The 21,319-nt window shown below is 63.9% G+C and carries 19 protein-coding genes; 10 read left to right on the plus strand and 9 right to left on the minus strand.

What is annotated here, in order from left to right; genetic code table 11:
• Nucleotides 1–186 precede the first annotated feature (186 nt).
• Complete coding sequence (locus tag AC1Q7H_RS21420; RefSeq protein ID WP_492381694.1) at nt 187–1,206, minus strand: hypothetical protein; 1,020 nt, start codon at nt 1,204–1,206, stop codon at nt 187–189.
• A gap of 29 nt (nt 1,207–1,235) precedes the next feature.
• The gene (locus AC1Q7H_RS21425) at nt 1,236–1,823 is read right to left on the minus strand and encodes a hypothetical protein (RefSeq protein WP_153954628.1); all 588 of its coding nucleotides are present in this window, start codon (nt 1,821–1,823) and stop codon (nt 1,236–1,238) included.
• A 207-nt stretch (nt 1,824–2,030) separates the two neighbouring features.
• Here AC1Q7H_RS21425 and AC1Q7H_RS21430 point away from each other — a divergent pair, with 207 nt between their 5' ends.
• From AC1Q7H_RS21430 to AC1Q7H_RS21460, 7 genes are all read left to right on the plus strand, one after another.
• Nucleotides 2,031–2,978, plus strand: a complete 948-nt coding sequence (locus AC1Q7H_RS21430) for a lactate/malate family dehydrogenase (protein WP_153954629.1) — start codon at nt 2,031–2,033, stop codon at nt 2,976–2,978.
• Between the two features lie 54 nt (nt 2,979–3,032).
• On the plus strand, nt 3,033–4,511 hold the full coding sequence (locus tag AC1Q7H_RS21435) for a DASS family sodium-coupled anion symporter (RefSeq protein WP_013957038.1): 1,479 nt from the start codon (nt 3,033–3,035) through the stop codon (nt 4,509–4,511).
• 246 nt (nt 4,512–4,757) lie between these two features.
• Complete coding sequence (locus AC1Q7H_RS21440; protein ID WP_013957039.1) at nt 4,758–5,036, plus strand: hypothetical protein; 279 nt, start codon at nt 4,758–4,760, stop codon at nt 5,034–5,036.
• A gap of 128 nt (nt 5,037–5,164) precedes the next feature.
• A complete protein-coding gene (locus AC1Q7H_RS21445) occupies nt 5,165–5,428 on the plus strand; it encodes a hypothetical protein (protein ID WP_211979809.1) in 264 nt (87 codons plus the stop codon).
• Entirely contained in the window at nt 5,425–6,474 is a 1,050-nt protein-coding gene (mdtN, locus tag AC1Q7H_RS21450) for a multidrug transporter subunit MdtN (protein ID WP_211979810.1), read from the plus strand. The genes AC1Q7H_RS21445 and mdtN overlap by 4 nt, the downstream gene beginning before the upstream one ends.
• A complete protein-coding gene (locus AC1Q7H_RS21455; RefSeq protein WP_211979811.1) occupies nt 6,455–8,434 on the plus strand; it encodes an FUSC family protein in 1,980 nt (659 codons plus the stop codon). The genes mdtN and AC1Q7H_RS21455 overlap by 20 nt, the downstream gene beginning before the upstream one ends.
• Entirely contained in the window at nt 8,421–9,986 is a 1,566-nt protein-coding gene (locus AC1Q7H_RS21460) for a TolC family protein (protein WP_492381695.1), read from the plus strand. The genes AC1Q7H_RS21455 and AC1Q7H_RS21460 overlap by 14 nt, the downstream gene beginning before the upstream one ends.
• 18 nt (nt 9,987–10,004) lie before the next feature.
• Here the strand turns inward: AC1Q7H_RS21460 and AC1Q7H_RS21465 are convergent, their stop codons facing one another.
• The 3 genes from AC1Q7H_RS21465 to AC1Q7H_RS21475 form a co-directional block, all read right to left on the minus strand.
• A complete protein-coding gene (locus AC1Q7H_RS21465) occupies nt 10,005–10,469 on the minus strand; it encodes a ferritin-like domain-containing protein (RefSeq protein ID WP_153954635.1) in 465 nt (154 codons plus the stop codon).
• A 72-nt stretch (nt 10,470–10,541) separates the two neighbouring features.
• Nucleotides 10,542–10,973 carry a universal stress protein gene (locus tag AC1Q7H_RS21470; RefSeq protein WP_211979813.1) on the minus strand — a complete coding sequence of 144 codons (432 nt, stop codon included), beginning with the start codon at nt 10,971–10,973 and terminating at the stop codon, nt 10,542–10,544.
• Between the two features lie 248 nt (nt 10,974–11,221).
• Nucleotides 11,222–12,139: a LysR family transcriptional regulator gene (locus AC1Q7H_RS21475; protein ID WP_211979814.1), complete on the minus strand. Its 918-nt coding sequence runs from the start codon at nt 12,137–12,139 to the stop codon at nt 11,222–11,224.
• A gap of 243 nt (nt 12,140–12,382) precedes the next feature.
• On the opposite strand from AC1Q7H_RS21475, the gene AC1Q7H_RS21480 reads away from it, so the two are divergent.
• The 3 genes from AC1Q7H_RS21480 (at nt 12,383) to AC1Q7H_RS21490 (ending at nt 15,828) form a co-directional block, all read left to right on the plus strand.
• On the plus strand, nt 12,383–14,146 hold the full coding sequence (locus AC1Q7H_RS21480; protein WP_211979815.1) for an ABC transporter ATP-binding protein/permease: 1,764 nt from the start codon (nt 12,383–12,385) through the stop codon (nt 14,144–14,146).
• 85 nt (nt 14,147–14,231) lie between these two features.
• The gene (locus tag AC1Q7H_RS21485; RefSeq protein WP_211979816.1) at nt 14,232–15,269 is read left to right on the plus strand and encodes a transporter; all 1,038 of its coding nucleotides are present in this window, start codon (nt 14,232–14,234) and stop codon (nt 15,267–15,269) included.
• A gap of 76 nt (nt 15,270–15,345) precedes the next feature.
• Nucleotides 15,346–15,828, plus strand: coding sequence for a DUF4440 domain-containing protein (locus AC1Q7H_RS21490; protein ID WP_041227965.1), 483 nt, complete (start codon nt 15,346–15,348; stop codon nt 15,826–15,828).
• 75 nt (nt 15,829–15,903) lie between these two features.
• Here the strand turns inward: AC1Q7H_RS21490 and phbB are convergent, their stop codons facing one another.
• The 4 genes from phbB to AC1Q7H_RS21510 all read right to left on the minus strand — a co-directional run bounded on the left by phbB (nt 15,904) and on the right by AC1Q7H_RS21510 (nt 20,822).
• On the minus strand, nt 15,904–16,647 hold the full coding sequence (gene phbB, locus AC1Q7H_RS21495; RefSeq protein WP_013957050.1) for an acetoacetyl-CoA reductase: 744 nt from the start codon (nt 16,645–16,647) through the stop codon (nt 15,904–15,906).
• A 267-nt stretch (nt 16,648–16,914) separates the two neighbouring features.
• On the minus strand, nt 16,915–17,472 hold the full coding sequence (phaP3, locus tag AC1Q7H_RS21500; RefSeq protein ID WP_013957051.1) for a TIGR01841 family phasin PhaP3: 558 nt from the start codon (nt 17,470–17,472) through the stop codon (nt 16,915–16,917).
• A 368-nt stretch (nt 17,473–17,840) separates the two neighbouring features.
• Nucleotides 17,841–19,919: a copper-transporting P-type ATPase gene (locus AC1Q7H_RS21505; RefSeq protein ID WP_041227967.1), complete on the minus strand. Its 2,079-nt coding sequence runs from the start codon at nt 19,917–19,919 to the stop codon at nt 17,841–17,843.
• Nucleotides 19,920–20,378: 459 nt separating this feature from the next.
• Nucleotides 20,379–20,822 (minus strand): CzcE family metal-binding protein, encoded by a 444-nt coding sequence (locus AC1Q7H_RS21510; RefSeq protein ID WP_211979817.1) that lies wholly within the window; start codon nt 20,820–20,822, stop codon nt 20,379–20,381.
• Nucleotides 20,823–21,319: the final 497 nt, after the last annotated feature.

Below are 21,319 nucleotides of genomic sequence, written 5' to 3' on the forward strand. Positions count from 1 at the left end.
TGGCCCTGAAGCTTCGAATGCGTTTGCCTGTGCGTCAAGCCACACCTGGCTGTGTGCACCAATTCGGTGGGGAAAAGTGCACACAAGGATGCATTTGCGCGTTCGTGCCTGGATAAGAACGGCGTAGTGCGGGCAAAAGCCGGACGCGGCCAGACAACTCCGCGCCTGCTCGTCGCCGCCGCGCTTTCACAGCAGGCGCTCCGCCTCCTCGATCAGGGCGGTGGGCGACAGCATGTCGCCACGCGCGAAACGCACCAGTTCGACGGATCGCACCAGCGGCGGATCGCCCGGGACGTGGGCAGTGAGCAGGTCGATGTCGTATGCCGGCCCCGCGCTGTCCGTCGCGAGCAGCACGTTCATGGCACTAAGCCGCAAATGTCTTTGCTCGATGGAAAAGCAGGAGCGTGCGTCCGCCAGGACCTCAGCCAGACATTCCAGTTGACGGTCAAGCGCCCCGGTTTCGGGGCCGAGCTGCGCAAGTTCCTGCTCGTTCGCGGCAATCCGCCCGCTCAGGTTGGCCTGCTCGCCGGGACTTGCGTCGGCATCGCCGCCGAGCACCGAACGCATGCCGGTGCCTTGCTGCTGGAGCAGGCGCAGGCGCGCCACCAGCAGCGCCTGCTCGCGCGCGAGAACGTCGCGGCGTGACTTGCCGGCAGCGAAACGGGCGAGACCCTCCATGCTGAACTGATCGAACATGCGCCGCACAATTTCCTCGCGCAGCGCGGCCTCGCTGCGAGCGATGATCCTGACCTTATGATCGCCGAAACTGACGGTGGTTTGCGGCACTTCCGTGCGCATGACATCGCCTTCCAGCGCAACCCCGAGCGTGCGCCGCTCGGTCATCGCCATCCCCAGCACTGCAAACGCCTGCGGCGTATCGGGCGACTGTTCGAAGAACGCTCGCAGATCAGGAGAACGGCTGAAGGCCAGCTGCACGTCACGCGGCGTGCCGAAGAAGGCGTGAATATAGGGATCGTCACCCCATGCCTGCATGCTGGCCTCCCGCGGCGCGGGAAGACCCTGGACCAGTTCGCGCACGTAGTCCTGCGCTTGCTCGAGCGCAGGCCGAAGCCGCTGCTGGTAGCGTGATACCAGACGCAAGCGCGGATAGATCCGGGTCACGCGCTCGGTCAGCTCGGCAATCTCTTGCCTGTCGTGCGCGTGGACTTGCGCTTTGCGCCGGCGCAACCACCCCAGAAAACCCATCGGCATGCTCCCACCCGGCGCCGCCTTACTCAGCGGGCATGCTTGGGCGTGACGGAAATGGCAAGGGCTTCGGTGTAGACGGCCTGCACCTGGTCACCGCGTCGAACCGCCTTCAGTTGCTTCGGATCCTCGACATGCACGTCCACCGTCTTGCCTCTTGGCCCTTTGAGCGTCACCATGCCGGTCTTGGCGTTGACGGCCACCACGTCGGCAGTCACCGTCACCTCGCGCCCGACCATGCCGCCGGGCTTGGCGCCAGGAGCGGCCCGGTCGGCGGTCTCGCGTTCGGTGCTGGAGCGCATGCCACTCTGCCTGGCGAGGGTCACTGACAAGGCCTGCGTGTACTCGACCGTGACCATGTCGCCCACGCGGAGCTGCTCGAAGTTGCGCACGTCCTCGCCGACCTGTACGTCCGTGACCTTGCCCTGCTTGTTCTTGAGCGAAATGGTGCGCGTGGCGGCATCGATGGCCACCACCGTGGCGGTCGCCTTGACCGTGCCGGTGGTCTTGGTAGCCCCCACGCCCGACACCGTGTCCACGCGAGTCTCGGGCTGTGCCAGCACCGGAAGAGTTGCCGCGGCAAGTACCGCCGCCACGATTAGCTTGCTGGGATGCATGACTTACTCCTCGAGCCCCGTCTGTGGCATACCGTCGTTCGGCGGCGTCGGCACAACGCTGGCGCTTCTACCGAAAAGATCTATAAACCATAGCATACGAACGGTTATTCGCCTGCCCCGCGCCCGTCACTCCACATTTGCGTTGGCACTCACGGACTGGGCCCTAATTCAGGTATACGACTATCCAGGCACGTGGGAGGCATGCCAATGCATCAACCCAAGATTGTCGTGGTCGGCGCAGGACTGGTTGGCGGCTCGGCGGCCCTGTTTGCGGCCGTGGCCATCCCGAGCGCGGAGGTGGTCATCATCGATGTTGCCCGAATCCGGGCCGAAGGGCAGGCGCTGGACCTCGCCCACTCCGCCGCATTCTGGGGAAACAATCGTTTCTATGCGGGCGACTACGAGAACGCGCGCGACGCGGACGTCGTCGTCATCACTGCCGGCGTCGGCGTGAAGCCGGGGCAGACTCGCCTGGACCTGGCCAAGACCAATGCGGGCATCGCGGCGGAAATCGTGGATCGCATTGCGCCCCTGGCGCCGGATGCCATCTACGTCATCGCGACCAACCCCTGCGATGTGTTGGCTGGCGTCGTTTTTGACCGCCTGCGCTGCGCGCGGGAGCGCGTCATCAGCACAGGCACCTCTCTCGACACAGGACGGCTGCGATCGCTTCTGTCCGAGCGGCTGGGCGTCGTGGCGCCGGGGATTCACGCCTACGTTGTCGGCGAACACGGCGAATCCGCGGTCATCGCATGGTCGGGTGCAACGGTCTGCGGCATGCCCCTCGAAACCTTCCTGTCCAGGACCGGCAAGGAGCTGGGGCCAGCCAGCCGCGATCTGATCCTGCGCTCCGTGCACGAGGCGGCCAAGCTCATCAAGGAAGGCAAGGGCGCCACCCACTATGGCATCGCCAGTGCGATCGGGCGAATCTGCCAGGCCATCGTGCATAACGCCGACCTGATTCTCACGGTTGGCATCGTACATCCCGAAGTCGAAGGCGTGCCAGAGGTGTGCGTGTCGCTGCCGATGGTGGTCAATGGCGGCGGAGCGCAGTTGCTGGCTTACCCGGAACTCAACCCCACCGAGCGCGAGAGCCTGCGGCGCAGCGCGCGCATCGTCAAGGAGGCGACCGACAGCGTGCTGCAGGACCGGTAGGGACATCGCGCACGCTCCGGAGTACCGAACCACGCCGCCGCCAGGAGGCTGATCATGGATGTATCGCCCGCCAAGGCTCCACCGCCTGCAAGCTCCCCGGCCGCGAAACCAGCGGCCCCCGCTGGGCATCTCAAAGATCTCTGGAGATTTCTAGTCCCGGTGGGAATCGGCATCGTCCTCTGGTTCCTGCCGGCGCCGGCCGGCCTGGAGGTGAAGGCGTGGCACATGTTCGCGGTATTTGTCGCCACCATCGCCGGCATCATGACCGCCCCCCTGCCCATGGCCGCCGTCGCCATCATCGGCGCCACGGCAGGCGTGCTTGCTGGTGTCGTGTCCTTTGCCGACGTCACCAAATCCACGGGCACCGACCTGGTCTGGCTGGTGATGCTCGCCTTCTTCATTTCCCGAGGCGTCATCAAGACCGGGCTGGGGCGCCGCATTGCCCTGCTGTTCATGCGCCTGCTGGGCAAGCGAACCGTGGGACTTGGTTATGGGCTGGCCCTGACCGAACTCATGATCTCGCCCGCCATGCCAAGCATCACCGCCCGCGCCGGCGGGGTGATGCTGCCGATTACCAAGGCGATAGCGGAAGTCCTCGGCAGCCATGCCGATGACCCGGATTCCCGCGGCAAGGTGGGAAGCTATCTGATCCTCTGCGCCTTCCACGCGAACATCATTACCGCAGGCATGTTCATCACGGCGATGGCTGGCAATCCCCTTGCGGTCAAGCTGGCCGCGGATCAGGGCGTCTCGATCAGCTGGCTCGACTGGGCGGTGGCCGCATCGGTTCCCGGCCTGGTGTGCCTGGCCATCATTCCGGTCGCCATGCTGTGGATTGTCCAGCCGCAGATCCGCCAGACACCCGATGCAACGGCCCTGGCCCAACGGGAACTCGTCGCCCTGGGCCCCATCTCCGCCAAGGAAATTATCATGGCGGCAATTTTCCTTGGCTTGCTGGTGCTCTGGATTTTCGGTGAGGACCTGGCCATCGGCGCAACGCTGGCGGCGGCTCTCGGCGTCTCGCTGCTGTTCATCACCGGCGTGCTGACCTGGGACGATGCCCTGAACGAGAAGTCCGCCTGGGACACCATGATCTGGATCGGTCTGCTGATCATGCTGGCCTCCAAGCTCAATGAGTACGGCATGGTCTCCTGGTTCGGCAAGGAGTTCGGGGCGCACCTCGAGGGCTTCCACAGGCTGGCCGTCTATATGCTGGTGGCGGCGATCTATTGCTACATTCACTACTTCTTCGCCAGCGCCACGGCACATATCAGCGCGCTCTTCCCCCTGTCCATGGCGCTGATGGTCGCGGCCGGCATCCCGCCTTTCACCGCGGCGGTCGCCCTGGGCGTCCTGAGCAATGTCAACGGTTGCCTGACCCAATATGGCATCGGCTCCGGACCGGTCATGTTCGGCGCGGGCTACGTCACCCAGGGGGAATGGTGGAAGGCTGGCTTTCTGATGAGCCTTATCTACATGTTCGTCTGGCTGGTGATCGGCCCGCTTTGGTGGCAGTTCCTCGGGCACGTCTGACACCGCACCGGGCAGGAAAATGGGCCAGCCCCCCCTGATCGGGGATGGCTCCGGACGGCATCAAGTGCGCACCATGCAGCACTTTTATCCATTCCTTGATTGTTGGAACAACTCGCGCCAATCATGCATCCCTACCCGACTGCCGGCGTCGCTAACAATAGCTTACATACACGGACATCCGGTTGAATTACCCTCCGCTGCCTGAACCTTGCCCGCCCGGGCCCACCACACGGAAAACAGCCACATATGAAGAAGATCCACGCGTACCCCCTGATGGCAATGGCCATGCTGACTACCGCCTCGGGGGCCGCCTTTGCGCAGCATGTCGTGGGGGGAATGGGCGAGGAAGTCAGGATCGGCGCGTTCGCCGGTCCGACGCACGGCACCGACAGCAATCGCGGCATGCCCACCGGGCGCAGGTTCAATACGGCAAAGCCAGGCAGGCAAGCCGCCGACCCGCGTAGCGCACGCCCGATCAACGCGCGCGGAGCTGCACCCACGCTCCCCGGCAAGCATTTGCCATAGCCGCGCGCCTGCGTTCGCGATCATCCTGGATCGCCGACGCGACAACCGGCGCGCCCACGCTGCCCGCGCCTTGGACAAGCCCGAATCCGCGCTGCTATATTGCGTGGATCGATCCTGGTCCAACCTATATGGCACGCACGCTTTTGCCCGCCGCGCTGGCGGCATCGCTCTACGGTTGCGCCGGCGCGCCGTCCTTCAGCCTGTTCGGTGCCTATTTCCCGCTCTGGCTCCTGAGCACCGTGCTTGGCATTGCCGGCGCGGTCGTGTCCTATCGGATCTTCATCATGACGGGCTGGGCGGAAACGGTCCGCTACCAGCTTCTGGTCAATACGGCGATCGGCGTCATGATTGCTGAAATCGTCTGGCTACTGGGTACGGGACACATCCTATGAAAATGGCCGGCCTCCGCAAAAGCCCGCTGCGCGGCAAACTGATCGCCCTGGTCATCGTCCTGCTGGCCGCCCTGCTGTCCTTCTACGCCTACCATCGCACGCTTCGCTTCCCGGCATCGGACGATGCCTCGCTCGATGCCGACCTGGTCCACGTTGCGTCGCCGGTAGGCGGCCGGATTGCACGCATCCATGTGGCGGAGAACCAGCTGGTGGCCAAGGGCGATGTCCTGTTCGAGATCGATCCGGTGCCGTATCAGCTGGCCGTGGCCCAGGCCCGTGCCGACCTGGAGCTGGCGCAGGCAACCCTTGGCACGCGGCGGCGCACGATTGCCACCGAGCAGGCCACGGCGGCGGTGGCGTCAGACCAGATCGCACGGGCCGAGCAGAACTACGCGCTCACGGCGCGCACGGTGGAACGGTTGCGCCCGCTGGCTGCGGACGGCTACGTGCCCAGGCAGCAGCTGGACCAGGCGCAGGTGGCGCAGCGCGACGCCGCGGTGACTTTGAAGCAGGCCAACGTGCAGCGCGCCGCCACGGCACAGGCGGTCGGTGATGAAGCCGGCGCCATCGCCACCGTGCATGCGCGCGAGGCGGCACTGGCGATTGCGCGGCGTGCGCTTGACGACACCGTGGTGCGCGCCCCGCATGCCGGCCGCGTGAGCGGGCTGACGGTGCTGTCCGGCGAGGTCGTGCTCCCCAACCAGTCGCTGTTCCTGCTGGTGCATACCGGGGAATGGTTCGCGGTGGCGAACTTCCGCGAGACTTACCTGGCTGATATCAATGTCGGCGACTGTGCCACGGTCTATTCGATGATCGACCGGCGCCAGGCCATCCGCGGGAAGGTGGAAGGCATCGGTGTCGGCATCACCGATACCGACCGCGTGAACCTGCCGCGCTCCCTGCCCTATGTCCAGCCATCCGTGAACTGGGTACGCGTGGCCAAACGCTTCCCGGTGCGCATCAAGCTGGCAGATCCGCCGGAAGCGCTGGCCAGGGTGGGCGCGAGCGCAACCGTCGAGATCCGGCATGGCGCAGCCTGCAGCTGACAAGTTGCGCCTGGGCCTGGCGGATATCCGGGCCCTGCTGGCGCCGCTCCCCGGCCGTGCGGCAGCTGCCACGCGCATCACGGTGGCCTGCACCCTGACGGTACTGGTGACCAGTATCTACGGCACCCCTGAGGCGGCCATCTCCGCTTATGTGATTTTCTTCATCAACCGGGCCGACCGTACCTCCAGCATCGTCATGAGCGTGGCCGCGCTGGTGCTGGTCAGCATGATCATCGGCCTGGTGATATGGCTCGCCGATTTCAGCGTCGACGACCCGCTGCGCCGCGTGGCGTGCATGGCGGTGGTGTCGGCGGCAGTACTGTTCCTGGCCTCGGCCAGCAAGCTGCGGCCGGTCGGCGCCATCGTGGCGATGATCATCGGCTTTGGGCTCGACGAACTCGGGCTGGTGCCGTCTGGCGAAATCGCTACGCGTGCCCTGCTCTATGCCTGGCTGATGGTGGCGATTCCCCTCGGCGTCAATGTGGTGGTCAACCTGGTGCTGGGCCCGGCGCCGCGCCGGCTGGCGACCGACCGCCTGGCCCATTGCCTGCAGCTTGCTGCACACAGCCTGCAGGCTCCCGATGGTGACCCAGAGGCGCTGCACGAGGCCTTGCGCGATGGCGTCCAGCCTGTCGCAGGCTGGCTGAAGCTGGCGAAGATCGAAGGCAGCATCGACGCGCAGGATCTGCTGGCACTGCGGCAGGCCGCGTCGTCGACCATGGCGATTCTGCTGGCGGCAGATGTCGCACGCCGGCAGCCCGGGGCGCAACTGCCGGCAGCCGTTGCCGTGCCCATCGCCACTACGCTCGACGACATGGCGCGCATGCTCGATGCCGGCGGCTATCCGGTGGAAATCGGGCTGAGCGTGCCCGGTCTTGCAGGGCTGTCGCCCGTGCAGGAAGCGGTTGCCGCGGAACTGGTCGGCGCCATCAACCGCTACGCGGAGCCAGGCGACCCCGCGCCGCAGGAGCAAGCCGACCAGGCACATGGCGGCTTCCTCGATGCCGACGCGTTCTCGAATCCGGCCCATGTCCGCTACGCCCTCAAGACCACCGGCGCGGCAATGTTCTGCTACTTGCTGTATCAGCAGCTGAACTGGCCCGGCATTCATACCTGCTTTATCACCTGCTACCTGGTGTCGCTTGGCACCGCGGCGGAAACCGTGGAAAAGCTGACGCTGCGGCTGGCCGGCTGCCTGGTCGGCGCGGTGATCGGCACGGCAGCCATTGTCTACGTGGTGCCATCACTCACCTCGGTGGGCGGGCTGATGCTGCTGGTGTTTGCCGGCACGTGGATATCGGCATGGGTGGCGCAGGGCTCGCCGCGCATTGCCTACGCAGGCTTCCAGGTGGCGTTTGCGTACTACCTGTGCGTCATCCAGGGTTCCGGACCGGGCTTTGACCTGACCATTGCGCGCGACCGGGTGATTGGCGTGGTGCTGGGCAATCTGGTTGTGTACCTGGTCTTCACGCGGATCTGGCCAGTCAGTATTGCCAGCCGCATCGAGGCGGCACTGGCGGCACTGGTCACGCAATGGCACCAACTGACCGAGGCGCGCCGGCCCGATGCCCGACGCAGCCATGCCGCGGCCGCCATGGCACGGCACGGCGAGATCACGCAGGACCTGATCCTGGCCAACTATGAACCCGCATCGGTCAGCCCGGGGCGGGACTGGATCGAAGACCGGCGCCGGCGCCTGGCCGCGCTCGATGCGATTGCGGGGCCCCTGTTCCTACTCGCGGAGCGCTTTCCCGGCGACCCGGAAATTGCACGGCGATTGCACACGCCGCAGGCTACCGACGCTGTAGCACCAACTGCGCAAGCTGCCAACGGCACCCACGATGCACAAGCCGACAAGGTCCGTCACGCCCTGCTGACCTTGGTCGACCGGCGCCTGGCGGATTCGCCCGCCGAGGCACCGGCTGCGACCTCTCCAACTTCCATTCATGCGCAAACCTGATTCGCTGGCGATCCCGCTGACACTGGTCGCCGCCGTGACGCTGGCCGGATGTGCCACCGCGTCGCTCGACCTGGCCCCGCCGGCCTCCGACCGGCCATGGCAGCCCGAGACCACCGCGTCCGGCGAGATCGTGCCGGGCGCGGCCAGCAAGCCGGCACCGGCAACCCGGCCATCCGACTACACGCTGCCGGCCAACAACGCGCTGGCATCCGTGCCCCCACCAGCCGAACTCGATACCACGCACGCTTACACGCTGCCCGAGCTGATCGACCTGGCAGAATCCACCAACCCGCTGACCCGGATTGCCTGGAACGACGCGCGCAATGCCGCACTGGCCGCCGGCATCGCCAGGAGCAGCTACCTGCCGTACATCTCCGCGGCGGCGATGGGCGGCTACCAGAACGGACACAGCGCTTCGTCCACGGCGCTGGGCACGCTGGGCGCAAACGCGTCGACGCATGGCGCGGTCTCGGTGCTGTCGCTGCAGTGGCTGTTGTTCGATTTCGGCGAGCGCGCGGGCATTGTCGATGCCACTGAACAGGCATCGATTGCCGCGAACATCGGCTTTACCGCGGCGCACCAGAAGATCATTCACGAAGTCAGCACGGCGTTCTATCGCTACCAGGCCGCGCGTTCGCGCGCGACCACCGTGCAGCAGGCGATGCACAACGCCGATGCCGTGCTTGCCGCCGCCAAGGCGCGCTACCAGCGCGGCATCGGCACCGTGGTGGAAGTCGCCCAGGCCACGCAGAATCGAGCGCAGACCAATCTCGCCACGGTGCAGGCGCAAGGGGCCGAAACCGATGCCTACCTGGCACTGGTCACGGCCATCGGCATCTCCCCGCTTTCCAGGCCCCAAATAGCCGAGATGCCGGTGCGGCTCCTGTCGCCGGCCATGCGCAGCTCGATCGAGCAGATCGTTGAACGTGCGATTGCAAGCCGGCCAGACGTGCTGGCGGCCTATGCCATCGAACGCGCCAGCCAGGCCAAGGTCAGGGCGGCAGAGGCCGGCTTCATGCCCAAGGTGTTCATGTCTGCATTCACGTCGTACGCGTCCGGCGGCTCGGCAATCACCGCGATTCCGCCGGTCGGCCAGCAGCCGCCCACGGTCAACCTGAACGGCTACCGCTACGGCGCCAGCGTGTTCCTGGGCGTGACCGTACCGATCTACGACGGCGGGGTGCGCTCCGCGGTGCTGGCACAGGCGCGCAACGACGCCGACAGCGCGTCGGCCAGGCTGACGCGCGCCAAGGAAGAGTCCGTGCGCCAGATCGTGGTCAGCCAGAGCGCGCTCGAATCGAGCCTGGCCGCCTACGATGCGGCCAGGGTACTGGCCGAGGCCGCGCAGACCACCTATGACGCTGCCTTCGCCGCGTATAGCAAGGGCGTGGGGCCTGTCACCGAAGCCAATCTGGCGCAGAACCAGTTGCTGCTGGCGCGCAATGCGTCTGCCGACGCCTATAACGGGGCGCTCGCCGCTGCGGCGACATTGGCGCTGGCGACGGGGTCGGTCGGCGCGGTGCGCGATGGAGGTGGATGGCCGGTGCGGTGATACCGCCTGGTGTACTGCTCAACCCTGCCGAGGCTGCACCGCCGCCGCAAGGCCGGGCTTGCGCAGCATTTTCTCCACATCTCCCGCGTGCAGTTCCTCCAACTGGATCAACTGCCGCGCATACTCTTCCAGGGCGACGGAGCGCCCTTCGACCAGGCTTAGCAGTTCACGGTACAGATCCAGGGCCTGCATCTCCGTCGCAAGCGATTCACGCAGGATCGCGCCGATATCGGTCGTGTGGCTGTCCAGAAGTCCGCCGATGCCAAGCGAGGGATAGGCGCCGAGGGTCGTGATCCATTCGCCGGCCTGGTGCGCGTGCAGCAGCGACTCATTCGCCTGCTCACGCAGCCACGACACGATGGGAATGCGGCCGAAGCCGAATATCAGGAATGAATAGTGCGTGTAGCGCACAACACCGGCGAGCTCAGCTTCGAGTATTCGATTGAGCACGCCGACGACCTTTTGCTGTTCGATTTCCGACATGGCAGATTCCTCCCTGAGGTAGGTTCGGACTGCAAGCCGGCGCCCGTAGCCGGGCACCGCGCAATCCCCTCATTAGCGGTAGACGAGGACAGGGACCCGGCAATGGGTGAGAACTTTCTGGGTTTCACTGCCGACCAGCAGGCCCTCCAAGCCCCTGCGGCCGTGCGACGCCATGAAGATCACGTCACACCCGTGCCTCGCGGCGGCATCGATGATGCCCTTGTAGGGTACCGAGGTCGTCATATCCGTTTCGCATGTGACTCCCGCGGCCTTGGCTGCAGCAACAACCTCTTCCAGCCTGGCGGTTGCATGCGCGGCCTCCTGCTCCTCGAAGGCCTTGCGCCTGGGATGGCCGGAATCGCCTGACGCCACGTAGGGATACTCTTCCATGCACGTATAGGCCGTCAGCCTGGCGCCACCGGCTTTGACAAAGCCAATGGCCGCGTCCATTGCCATTCTTGAAAGTTCTGAGCCATCGGTAGCCAGCAAAATGTGCTTGAACACGATTCTTCTCCTTGGGCAATTGATCCCGGCGGGCAGCGACAGCCCGCTAGTCAAAGTTCAGTATGGACAAGAATCCGCCTCTCGCCACCCACGCGGATGCACCTGCGCACACGCCGACGCACCGTCTCGCCCTTATCCATCGATCTTGAACCCGACATCCTTGATGAACTGCCCCCAACGCGCATGATCGGCCCCGATCTGCGCGGCGAATGCCTCAGGCGTGGCGGCAGATTCGGGCGCGAATTGGCTCAGGCCGCCCCCCGGAGCGGCCCGAACCGCTCCACGTACAACCCCGCCACCCAATCGACAAACACTCGCACCCGCGGCGCCAGCTGCCGGTGGAACGGATACAGCGCTGACACCGGCAAGTCCGGGCAGGGCCAGGCCTCAAGCACGGGCACCAGCCGTCCTGCGCGCAGGTGCTCTGCCACGCGGAAGCGCGGCACTTGGATCAGGCCGCAGCCGGCCAGGGCCGAGCTGGTATAGCACTCGGCATCGCTCACCGAGATCCAGCCGCGCGCCTTGAACTCCTGCACCTCGCCATCGACGGTCAGCGTGAAGGGATAACGGTAGTCATGGTTGCGCGAGAAGAACCCCACGCCGATGTGTTGCGCCAGTTCCGACGGGTGTTGCGGCGCGCCGTGCGCGGCCAGGTATCCGGGGCTGGCGCACAGCACCTCCGGCATATCCGCAAGACGCCGGGCCACCAGCGAGGAATCGCGCGGCCGGCCGGCACGCACCACGCAATCGATGCCCTCCCCGACCAGGTCGACCAGCCGGTCGCCGCTGCTGACGATCAGGTCGATATGCGGATAGCGCTCCCGGAACTCGCCGATGCGCGGCAGGATGATCATGGTGGCGTGGGTGCCATGCAGGTCCAGCCGCAGCGTGCCGCGCGGGTTGGCCACCTGCGTGCTGAGCGAGGTCTCGGCGTCTTCCAGGTCCTGCAGCACGCGCTTGCTGCGCTCATAGAAGGCCTGGCCGTCCAGCGTGGGGCGCACCTGGCGCGTGGTGCGCTCCAGCAGACGCGCGCCGATGCGGGCCTCAAGTTCCTTGATGGCGTGCGTCGCGGTGGCCCGTGGCATGTCCAACGCGCTGGCGGCGCCGGTGAAGGAACCCAGTTCCACGATCCGGGTAAAGAGTTGCAGCGAGTCGAAGCGGTCCATGCGGGGGCTGTCATAGCGGAAGGGTCACTTCCGGATTGGAATCAGGTTCCCGGCCTGCGTCAAGTCGGATCTCCACTCGCTTGTCCAGGGTCAGTCCCTGAGCCCGGCCAGGGAGCACGAATCAGCCAGGCATCGATTCTGCTAGCCTATATTTCATTTCATAGTCTTCTGCCGTTCTCCCGCGTGTCCCGTGGCGGGGCCATGTGGCGAGTATGCAATCCGGTTAGTGCTGGGAGATGGGATATGAGCGCCGTTCCTGAGTCGCGAGTCACCGGCACCACTTCGGCCCCAGGGAAACGCCCCGTCACTTCCACCCGGCACGTGTGGACCCGATACTGGGCCATTGCAAAACCTTACTGGTTCTCGCGGGAAAAATGGAAAGCCTCGGGCTTGCTGGTCCTGCTGATCCTGCTGCTGTTGGGCCAGACCCAGACCGAGGTACTGATCGTCAAGCAGACCGGTGAATTCACTTCGGCCCTGGCGGCGCAAGACGCGGATCGCTTCTGGGCCTCGATCACGAAGTGTCTTTATATCCTGATGGTGGCAGTTCCCATCTACGCTGTTTATTACTACCTGAGGAATAAGCTTGGCCTGCTCTGGAGGCGCTGGCTGACCAGTCACTATCTGGAACGGTATTTCAAAAGCCGGGTCTACTACAAGCTCAATTCAGATGCCGCGATCGACAACCCGGACCAGCGCATCGCGGAGGACATCAATACCTTCACGCGGCAATCCCTGTTTTTCCTTTCGATCGGCATCGGCGCGCTGCTGCAGCTCATTGCATTCAGCGCCGTCCTGTGGTCGATCTCCAGGGAGCTGGTCTACTTTCTTGTCATCTATGCCATCGCCGGCACATTCATCTCCATCTTCTTCTTCGGCCGCGTCCTGATCGGCCTGAACTTCTTCCAGCTAAGGCGGGAGGCGGATTTCCGCTTCAGCCTGATCCGGGTGCGTGAGAACGCCGAGTCCATCGCGTTCTATCGCGGCGAAGCGCTGGAATCAACCCATGTGAGCGGCCGTTTCGGTAAGGCCTTCCAGAACTTCGACCGCCTCATCAAGTGGCAGCTGAGCCTGAACATGTTCCAGTATGCCTATGGCTTCCTGACCATCCTGCTGCCCAGCGCCATCGTCGCTTCACGCGTGCTTTCCGGCGAGCTTGAAGTAGGCAGCGCCATCCAGGCGGCCGGCGCGTTTGCCGCCATACTGAACGCGCTGACCGTGATCGTTGACAACTTTGAAGACCTGAGCCGGTTCGTGGCGGGGCTGGATCGACTGGACACATTCTCCATCGCGCTGACCGGGACGGCAGCAGCCTCCGTGAAGCCGGCCACCACGATCGAGTCCATCCATGACTCCCGCCTGGCGCTGGAACATGTCACCTTGCGCACGCCGAATCAAGAGCGAACGCTGGTCACCGACCTGACCCTGTCGGTCAACCCGGGAGAGGGCCTGCTCATCGTCGGCGCCAGCGGCGGCGGCAAGAGTTCCCTGATGCGCGCGATCGCCGGATTGTGGAACAACGGCACGGGATGCATCGTGCGGCCAATGCCGCAGGAAATGCTATTCCTGCCGCAGCATCCTTACATGGTGGTCGGCAGCCTGCGCAGCCAGCTGCTGTACCCGAACCACATTGGCCAGCGGATCCCGGACGAGGAGCTTCTGAAGTTGCTGGAGATGGTCAACCTGAAGGACATCGCTGGCCGGTTTGGCGGCCTGGACACGGAAGTGGACTGGGGGAAAGTCCTGTCTCTTGGCGAGCAACAGCGGCTGACCATCGCTCGCGTACTGCTCTCAAAACCGCGCTATGTCATGCTGGACGAAGCGACCAGTGCCCTGGATATCCGCAATGAGGAAAGCATGTACCAGTTGCTGGCCGACCTGCAGGCGACGCTTGTCAGCGTCAGCCACCGCCCCACTCTGCTGAAATTCCACCACCAGGTCCTGGAACTGCCCGGGAACGGAAAGTGGTGGCTGCATCCGACCAGGGACTATCGCCTGGGGTGGTAGGCGTCCAGCTGCCTTGTAGCGGCCCCAACCATCATCGTGCCGTGCTAACGTCGCGCGAGGCACATTTGATGTGGAGGGCGTTTGCATGCAAGCGGGCATTGTCGAGGCCGGCTATGGCTCGGACCCGGTCGGTCTGGTCAGCGGTTTTCTGTTCGAACCCGGCGGACCGGTGCGCGAGATTGATTCCCGCGCCGCAGCGGCATGGCTGCAGCAGATGCCGTCAGTACCGCCGGACGCCGCGCACCATCGCCCCTTCCTGTGGCTACACTTCAACCTGTCGCACAGCGCATGCGAACGCTGGATGAAGGGCCAGCTGGCCCTGCCGGACGAATTCTTCGAGGCCCTGCGGCAGGGTTCGCGCTCGACGCGGATCGAGCGCCTGGACGCCGCCCTGCTGGCCGTGGTCAACGACGTGATCTACAACTTCGGCGTCACGTCGACGGATATCTCCACGCTCTGGGCCCACGCCGACCACCGCTTGCTGGTGACGGCCCGCGCCAGGCCGCTGCGTTCCGTGGACCGGCTGCGCGAGGCGGTGCGGCGCGGAGAGGCATTCCGCTCGCCACTGGACCTTGTGGTGCACCTGTTGCGTGACCAGGCCGACGTGCTGGTGCAGATCGTGCGCGAGACCGGTGTGAACGTCGACCAGATCGAGGACCAGTTGCTGTCGCAGCGCCTGCACGGCAACCGCGCCGACCTGGGTTCGATGCGGCGCGGGCTGGTGCGGCTGCAACGGCTGCTGGCGCCCGAGCCCGGCGCCCTGTTCCGGCTGTTGAACCGGCCGCCGGCCTGGCTGCATGAATCGGACTTGCAGGAGTTGCGTGAATCGACCGAAGAATTCTCGCTGGTACTCAACGACCTGGCCGCGCTGGTCGAACGCATCAAGCTGTTGCAGGAAGAAATTGCCGCCAAGCTCAACGAGCAAACCAACCGCACGCTGTTCACGCTGACGCTGGTGACTGTGCTGGCGCTTCCGATCAATATCGTGGCCGGCTTCTTCGGCATGAATGTGGGCGGCATTCCGCTGGCCGGACACCCGCACGGCTTTTGGGTACTGGTGGCGCTAGTGGCAAGTTTCACGGTACTGGCCGGGCGCTGGGCATTCCGCAAGCAGGCCGGGTAGGTAACGCTTGCGGGATATACCATACTTCAGGCAGTGTCCCCCTGGCTCTCAACCCCCTAACCTGAGGAACCCGGCCATGAAGCTACTTCGCATTGCTGCCCTGGCGTTCGTGCTTTCGGGATGCGCCATGAACCAGGGCGCGCCAGGCACGGCGCAGGCGTCGCGCACAGAAAGCTGCAAGATGACGTCGGAGCAGGAGATTGCGGCGTTGTTTGATCGATGGAATCGGTCACTGCAGACAGGCGATCCACACAAGGTGGTGGCCAACTATGCGGAACGGTCCATTCTTCTTCCGACGGTATCCAACAAGCCTCGCTTGACCGTCGCGGAGAAAGAGGACTATTTCCATCACTTCCTGCAAAACGGTCCGTCCGGGAAGATCGACTTCCGCACCATTGAGCTGGGATGCAATTCCGCGGTGGATTCCGGGCTCTACACCTTCACCTTCGCACGAACGGGCGCCGTGGTGAAGGCCCGCTTTACCTACACCTATCACTGGGACGGCAAGCAATGGCTCATTACAAGCCATCACTCGTCGGCCATGCCGGAGAAGACGTAACTGAGGCCTGAGCCTCAGTTACCGAGGGCGAGGGCCCCGCCGCGCATTCACCTGGCGGCGCCTGGCCCAGCGCCCTTACTGCATGTGCTGCCCGCCGTTGATGGCGATATTGGACCCGGTCACGTAGGCCGCATCCTCCGAGCAAAGGTAGGCAACCAGTGCGGCGACTTCTTCCGGCTTGCCGACGCGGCCGACCGGAATCTGCGGCAGGATCTTGGTCTCCATGATTTCCTTGGGCACGGCGTTGACCATCTTGGTGGCAAGGTAGCCCGGAGAGACGGTGTTGACGGTCACGCCCTTTCTTGCCACTTCCAGCGCCAGCGACTTGGTGAAGCCGTGCATCCCGGCCTTGGCGGCTGCATAGTTGGTCTGGCCAAAGGCGCCCTTGGATGCGTTGACCGACGAGATGTTGATGATGCGTCCCCAGCCGCGTTCGACCATGCCTTCGCAAAGCGGCTTGGTGAGATTGAACACCGAGTCGAGGTTGGTCCGCATCACGGCATCCCAGTTCGGCTTGTCCATCTTCTTGAAGGCCATGTCGCGGGTAATGCCGGCGTTGTTCACCAGGATATCTACGCGACCTACGTCAGCCAGGATCTGCGCAGCGCAAGCCTGGCAGGCATCGTAGTCGGAGACATCCACCTCGTAGGCACGCATCTCGCGGCCGCTGGCGGCCATCGCGGCAAGCCAGTCCTGGGCGTTCGCATTGCCCGGCGAGTGCGTCACCACCACGGTGTGGCCTGCGTCGTGCAACTTGATGCTGATGGCTTCTCCCAGCCCACCCATACCACCTGTTACCAGTGCAATTCTCTTCGTCATGCTGCGTGCTTCATTCTCGTAAAGTTGAAAGACCCCTGCCTTGCCGGGACGGGCGTTTGCCCTGACTATCCCGACCATATTCCCACTGCCCTGGCGCGAAAATAGCGAGGGCGAGCCGGGCCGGATGATTCCGGTCCCGGCTTGTATGCCGATGCGGGAAGATTGGCGTCGCAGTGCTTCACACCAGGAGAACTGATGCCCCTGGCCTGCAAGCCTGCGATCTCTGTTCAGCGCGCTGGCCTGGCCGGCACGGCCGGCCGCACGCCGTTACTGCTTCGAAGCGCGGGGCGCCGCCTGCTGGGCCGCGCCGGACGCAGCTGCGGCGGTCTTGGCAAAGTTGGCCTTGGCGGCTTCAGCCGTCTGCTTTGCGGCGTCCTGGAACGATTGAAAGGTGCTGCTGGCGGCCGCTACGCTCGATTGCAGCAGCGCGGTGATCGCTTCAGACCCGGCCGGCGCGTTCTTCACGAAGGTGTCGACGAAGGCTTGCACATTGCGGTTGTGCTGTTCGTACTGGCCCTCGACCGCCTTGGTCAGTTCCACCTGCGTGTTCGACGCGATTTCGTACACGTGGCGTGCATACGCAACCGCCTTCTCCGCGGCGGGCTGGGCCAGATTGCTCTGCACGGCGAACACGTCACGCAGGTCCTTTCCGGCCAGCACCGCTTCGACATTGCCCTGGCCTTCGGCAAGCGTCGTCCTGACTGCCTGCAGGTTCAACTCGGTCAACTTCTGGAAGCCGTCAAAAGCCATGTTCGTCAGCGCGAACAGTTGGTTCAGACTGGACTTTTGCACTGCAGCAAATTGCTCGGGCATAAAAGGGGACATGCGAAATCTCCTGTGGATTGATCGAACGGATTCGCGCAAGAGTGCTGCAAATTGAATCCGCCACCGTATGGCTTGCGGATTGGCAGCGCCACCAATCCTGCAGCGCACCATCCGAGTGCGAATCCTAGAGGCTTTCCTCTAATTTGATCCCTAGGTATATACCCAAAAAGTCTTTAAAACATGACAATAAACGTGCACTATAAGGCACTTATGTTACATGTATTTACGTGGAAATGTTGCGGTGCATGACACGTGTGGGGCGCACCTCACCCCGGACGCTTGAAACGGATCGCCGAATACACCAAGAGGGAGAAGCGGAAATGGGATCGAGGCAACAGGATCGCGGCGCCCCGAGCTGACGGCACGGCTCATGTAGCAGCCTTCCTGAGCCGCAACGCATTGGTAATGACCGAGGCAGAACTCAGGCTCATCGCCAGCGCCGCAATCATCGGCGACAACAGCAGGCCTGTCATTGGATACAGAACGCCCGCCGCCAGCGGAACGCCCAAGGCGTTATAAATGAACGCAAAACCGAGGTTCTGCTTCATGTTCCGAATGGTCGCTTGCGAGAGTTTCCGGGCACGGGCAATGCCGCGCAAATCCCCTTTGACCAGCGTGACCTGAGCGCTGTTCATCGCGACATCAGTGCCCGTGCCCATGGCAATACCAACGTCCGCCTTCGCCAGCGCCGGCGCATCATTGATACCGTCGCCCGCCATGGCCACCACCGCGCCTGCCTGTTGCAGGGAACTGACAAGTTCAAGCTTGTCGGCCGGCTTCACCTCGCCGTGGAACTCGTCAATGCCGAGTTTCCCGGCCACCGCCTTTGCCGTTGCAATCCCGTCACCGGTCGCCATCACGACACGGATACCTTCTTCCCTGAGATGCGCCAGCGCCTCCGGCGTGGTGGCCTTGACCGGATCCGAGACGGCGAGCAGGCCAGCAAGCGTGCCTTCGACGGCGAGATACATCACGCTGGCGCCTTGCGCACGCAGCGCATCAGCCTGCGCCACGAGCCGATCAATGGGAATTCCTTCAGCTTGCATGAGCGCCGTGTTTCCGATCGCGACCTTCCTGCCGCCCAGCTTGCCTCTTACCCCGATCCCGGAACTCGACTCGAAGCCCTCCGGCTTTTCCAACTGCAGGCCGCGCTCACGGGCTGCTTCAACAATCGCGGCAGCCAGAGGATGTTCGCTGCCCTGATCCAGGCTGGCAGCTAACCGCAGCACGTCCTCCTCGGCATAGCCATTGGTGCCGATCGCGCGCTCAAAAACCGGCCGACCCTCGGTGAGCGTCCCGGTCTTGTCGATAATCAGGGTATCGACCGTGCGCAGGTTCTCGATTGCAGCGGCATCGCGGAACAGCACGCCGTTGGAAGCGCCCTTCCCGCTTGCGACCATGATGGACATCGGCGTGGCGAGACCCAGTGCGCACGGACATGCGATGATCAGCACCGCGACCGCATTGATCAGGCCGAACACCCAGCTCGGCTCGGGGCCGAAGAGTCCCCACGCGACAAAAGTCAGCACCGCAATGCCGATGACACCGAGGACGAAGACGCCGGCAACCTTGTCCGCCATCCGCTGCATCGGCGCCTTCGATCGCTGCGCTTGCGCCACCATCTGGACTATCTGGGACAGCACGGTCTGGGAGCCTACCTTTTCGGATTGGATGACGAGGCTGCCCGACGTGTTCATCGTGGCGCCGATGACGCGGTCGCCGACGCGCTTGGTGGTCGGAATGGGCTCGCCGGTTATCATCGATTCGTCGACCGCGCTGGAGCCTTCCGTTACCACGCCATCGACCGGCACCTTCTCGCCGGGCCGCACGCGCAGCAGGTCGCCCACGTGGACATGGCTGAGCGGCACGTCCTCTTCGGCTCCGTCGGGGCCGATACGCCTCGCCGTCTTTGGCGCCAGTCCCAGCAGCGACTTGATGGCGGCGGAAGTCTGGGAACGGGCCTTTAGTTCAAGCAACTGACCCAGCAGCGTGAGGGAAATGATCACCGCCGCTGCCTCGAAGTAGACACCGATGCGGCCATGCTCGGCAAACACCTGCGGAAATACGCCAGGTATGACGGTCGCAATGACGCTGTAGACATAGGCCGCACCTGTGCCGATTCCGATCAGCGTCCACATGTTCGGACTGCGGTTGACGATCGACTGGAAACACCGCACGAAGAACGGCCAGCCCGCCCACAGCACCACAGGCGTCGCCAATGCAAGCTCTACCCAGCTCTGGGTCGACACCTGCATCCAGCCAAGGCGATGCCCGAACATGGCCAGTACGAACACCACACCGGTGAGCGGTAGCGTCCACCAGAAGCGGTGACGAAAATCCACCAGCTCGGGGTTCTCTCCTTCATCCAGTTCCGGCAACAACGGTTCCAGCGCCATGCCGCATTTGGGGCAGTTGCCCGGATGATCCTGGCGGATCTCCGGGTGCATGGGACAGGTATAGATTGTTCCCTCGGCAGCTGGCTGCGCCGCCCCGGCGCCAGTGCCAGCCTGTTCATGAACATGGTCATGGTGATGCGCATGCTCGTGATGATGACCAGGATCGGACTGATCCTGAGCCGAGGTATGTGCACCGGCGCTGTGGCGGCCAGGCTCGGTTGCATCGCGTTCGTTGCTTGTCCTGTTCATCCTGGCTTCCTTCAGTTGTTGGGCCGGGCATCCACTGCGTCATCCGGCTTGCCTTTTACCTTCATGACACGCTCCTTACGCGAAGATGACGGCCATTCGAGATGGGACGTCCATGTCACGCCTGATGACGCCAGCTTAGAGGTTCCCATCGTTGGAAGGTCAAGGGCAAGGAGGCACGGTGGCTGGACTGCTCTCAAAGGCCAACGCGCTCGGGTCCAGGATGAGTTGGCCGCCAACGAGAAGTCGCCTTCAGGGGCGAGGTCAGCCGCCGGTGAAGAGATGACTACGGTCGATATAGACGCGTACACCTTGAGCATCCGGCACGCCCGGCAAGAGGACCCCCAGGTCTACGTTCGTTCCGCGAATCGATTCGGCAAACTTCCACGTTGCCTCCTGCTCGCCACTCCTGAACGTCACGGTCTCGCTGGACGCAACGTTGACGTACTTCATGCCGGAGGTCACCGCCACGGTGCGGGAAGCTGTTCCTGCAGCTACCTGGCTGCCAAAAAGGGCGGCCTGCGAACCGACACGCGTTGCGCTTACCTGCGCTGCTGCCGGAGCTGCGGCGGGTTCTGCGGCCTGGCGCTGAACATGCTGCGCCACGTCGTCGCCGGCGTTGGTCTTCGACTTATCGGTGCTCCATGCTGTGGAGATGGACAACGCCGAAAGAACCAGCGCGACAGCCACGGACTTGTTGGTTTTCATGGTGCACTCCATTGAAGTTTCGAGGCATCGACCTCTTGAATCAATGGTATGAGGCTATCTCTCACCGGGGCGTTACGCAGCCATTACATGCCGGTAAGCTGTAGTGCCACTAGCCTGTCCAGTCGGCGATGCCGTTCGCGGATGAGTACGTCAGAAGGCAGGCATTCATAATTGCCCTGAAGAACAGCCGACGTTGCTTGACCTTCCTCCCATGGGAAGGTCCATTTGAATGACGATGTCCTTGCCGTGTTCAGGCGGACATGCGAGCAAGAACAATATGTCGTCGCCGATCTTCTCCTGAGCGCCCTCGAAGCCATGGCTGGTCAAGGCCAGGACAGCCGGCAACTGGACGAGACGTACCTAGTTTTGGCGAACTGCTGCGCGCCTGAAAGCCGCGGCAATGCGTGGGATACCGCCCCCGGAGCCTGTCAGATTTCTTGTGTGTTGAGGTCATGAGACGATATCGAAAGAAACGCCCTTATGACCGAAACAACAAG

The sequence above is a fragment of the Cupriavidus sp. GW823-FHT06D04 genome, assembly GCF_058795055.1.

Bases quoted from the DNA above. Each gene is read 5' to 3' on its own strand.
- AC1Q7H_RS21420 (WP_492381694.1), bottom strand. From the start codon at position 1,206: ATGGGTTTTCTGGGGTGGTTGCGCCGGCGCAAAGCGCAAGTCCACGCG.
- AC1Q7H_RS21425 (WP_153954628.1), bottom strand. From the start codon at position 1,823: ATGCATCCCAGCAAGCTAATCGTGGCGGCGGTACTTGCCGCGGCAACT.
- AC1Q7H_RS21430 (WP_153954629.1), top strand. From the start codon at position 2,031: ATGCATCAACCCAAGATTGTCGTGGTCGGCGCAGGACTGGTTGGCGGC.
- AC1Q7H_RS21435 (WP_013957038.1), top strand. From the start codon at position 3,033: ATGGATGTATCGCCCGCCAAGGCTCCACCGCCTGCAAGCTCCCCGGCC.
- AC1Q7H_RS21440 (WP_013957039.1), top strand. From the start codon at position 4,758: ATGAAGAAGATCCACGCGTACCCCCTGATGGCAATGGCCATGCTGACT.
- AC1Q7H_RS21445 (WP_211979809.1), top strand. From the start codon at position 5,165: ATGGCACGCACGCTTTTGCCCGCCGCGCTGGCGGCATCGCTCTACGGT.
- mdtN (WP_211979810.1), top strand. From the start codon at position 5,425: ATGAAAATGGCCGGCCTCCGCAAAAGCCCGCTGCGCGGCAAACTGATC.
- AC1Q7H_RS21455 (WP_211979811.1), top strand. From the start codon at position 6,455: ATGGCGCAGCCTGCAGCTGACAAGTTGCGCCTGGGCCTGGCGGATATC.
- AC1Q7H_RS21460 (WP_492381695.1), top strand. From the start codon at position 8,421: ATGCGCAAACCTGATTCGCTGGCGATCCCGCTGACACTGGTCGCCGCC.
- AC1Q7H_RS21465 (WP_153954635.1), bottom strand. From the start codon at position 10,469: ATGTCGGAAATCGAACAGCAAAAGGTCGTCGGCGTGCTCAATCGAATA.
- AC1Q7H_RS21475 (WP_211979814.1), bottom strand. From the start codon at position 12,139: ATGGACCGCTTCGACTCGCTGCAACTCTTTACCCGGATCGTGGAACTG.
- AC1Q7H_RS21480 (WP_211979815.1), top strand. From the start codon at position 12,383: ATGAGCGCCGTTCCTGAGTCGCGAGTCACCGGCACCACTTCGGCCCCA.
- AC1Q7H_RS21485 (WP_211979816.1), top strand. From the start codon at position 14,232: ATGCAAGCGGGCATTGTCGAGGCCGGCTATGGCTCGGACCCGGTCGGT.
- AC1Q7H_RS21490 (WP_041227965.1), top strand. From the start codon at position 15,346: ATGAAGCTACTTCGCATTGCTGCCCTGGCGTTCGTGCTTTCGGGATGC.
- phbB (WP_013957050.1), bottom strand. From the start codon at position 16,647: ATGACGAAGAGAATTGCACTGGTAACAGGTGGTATGGGTGGGCTGGGA.
- phaP3 (WP_013957051.1), bottom strand. From the start codon at position 17,472: ATGTCCCCTTTTATGCCCGAGCAATTTGCTGCAGTGCAAAAGTCCAGT.
- AC1Q7H_RS21505 (WP_041227967.1), bottom strand. From the start codon at position 19,919: ATGCACCCGGAGATCCGCCAGGATCATCCGGGCAACTGCCCCAAATGC.
- AC1Q7H_RS21510 (WP_211979817.1), bottom strand. From the start codon at position 20,822: ATGAAAACCAACAAGTCCGTGGCTGTCGCGCTGGTTCTTTCGGCGTTG.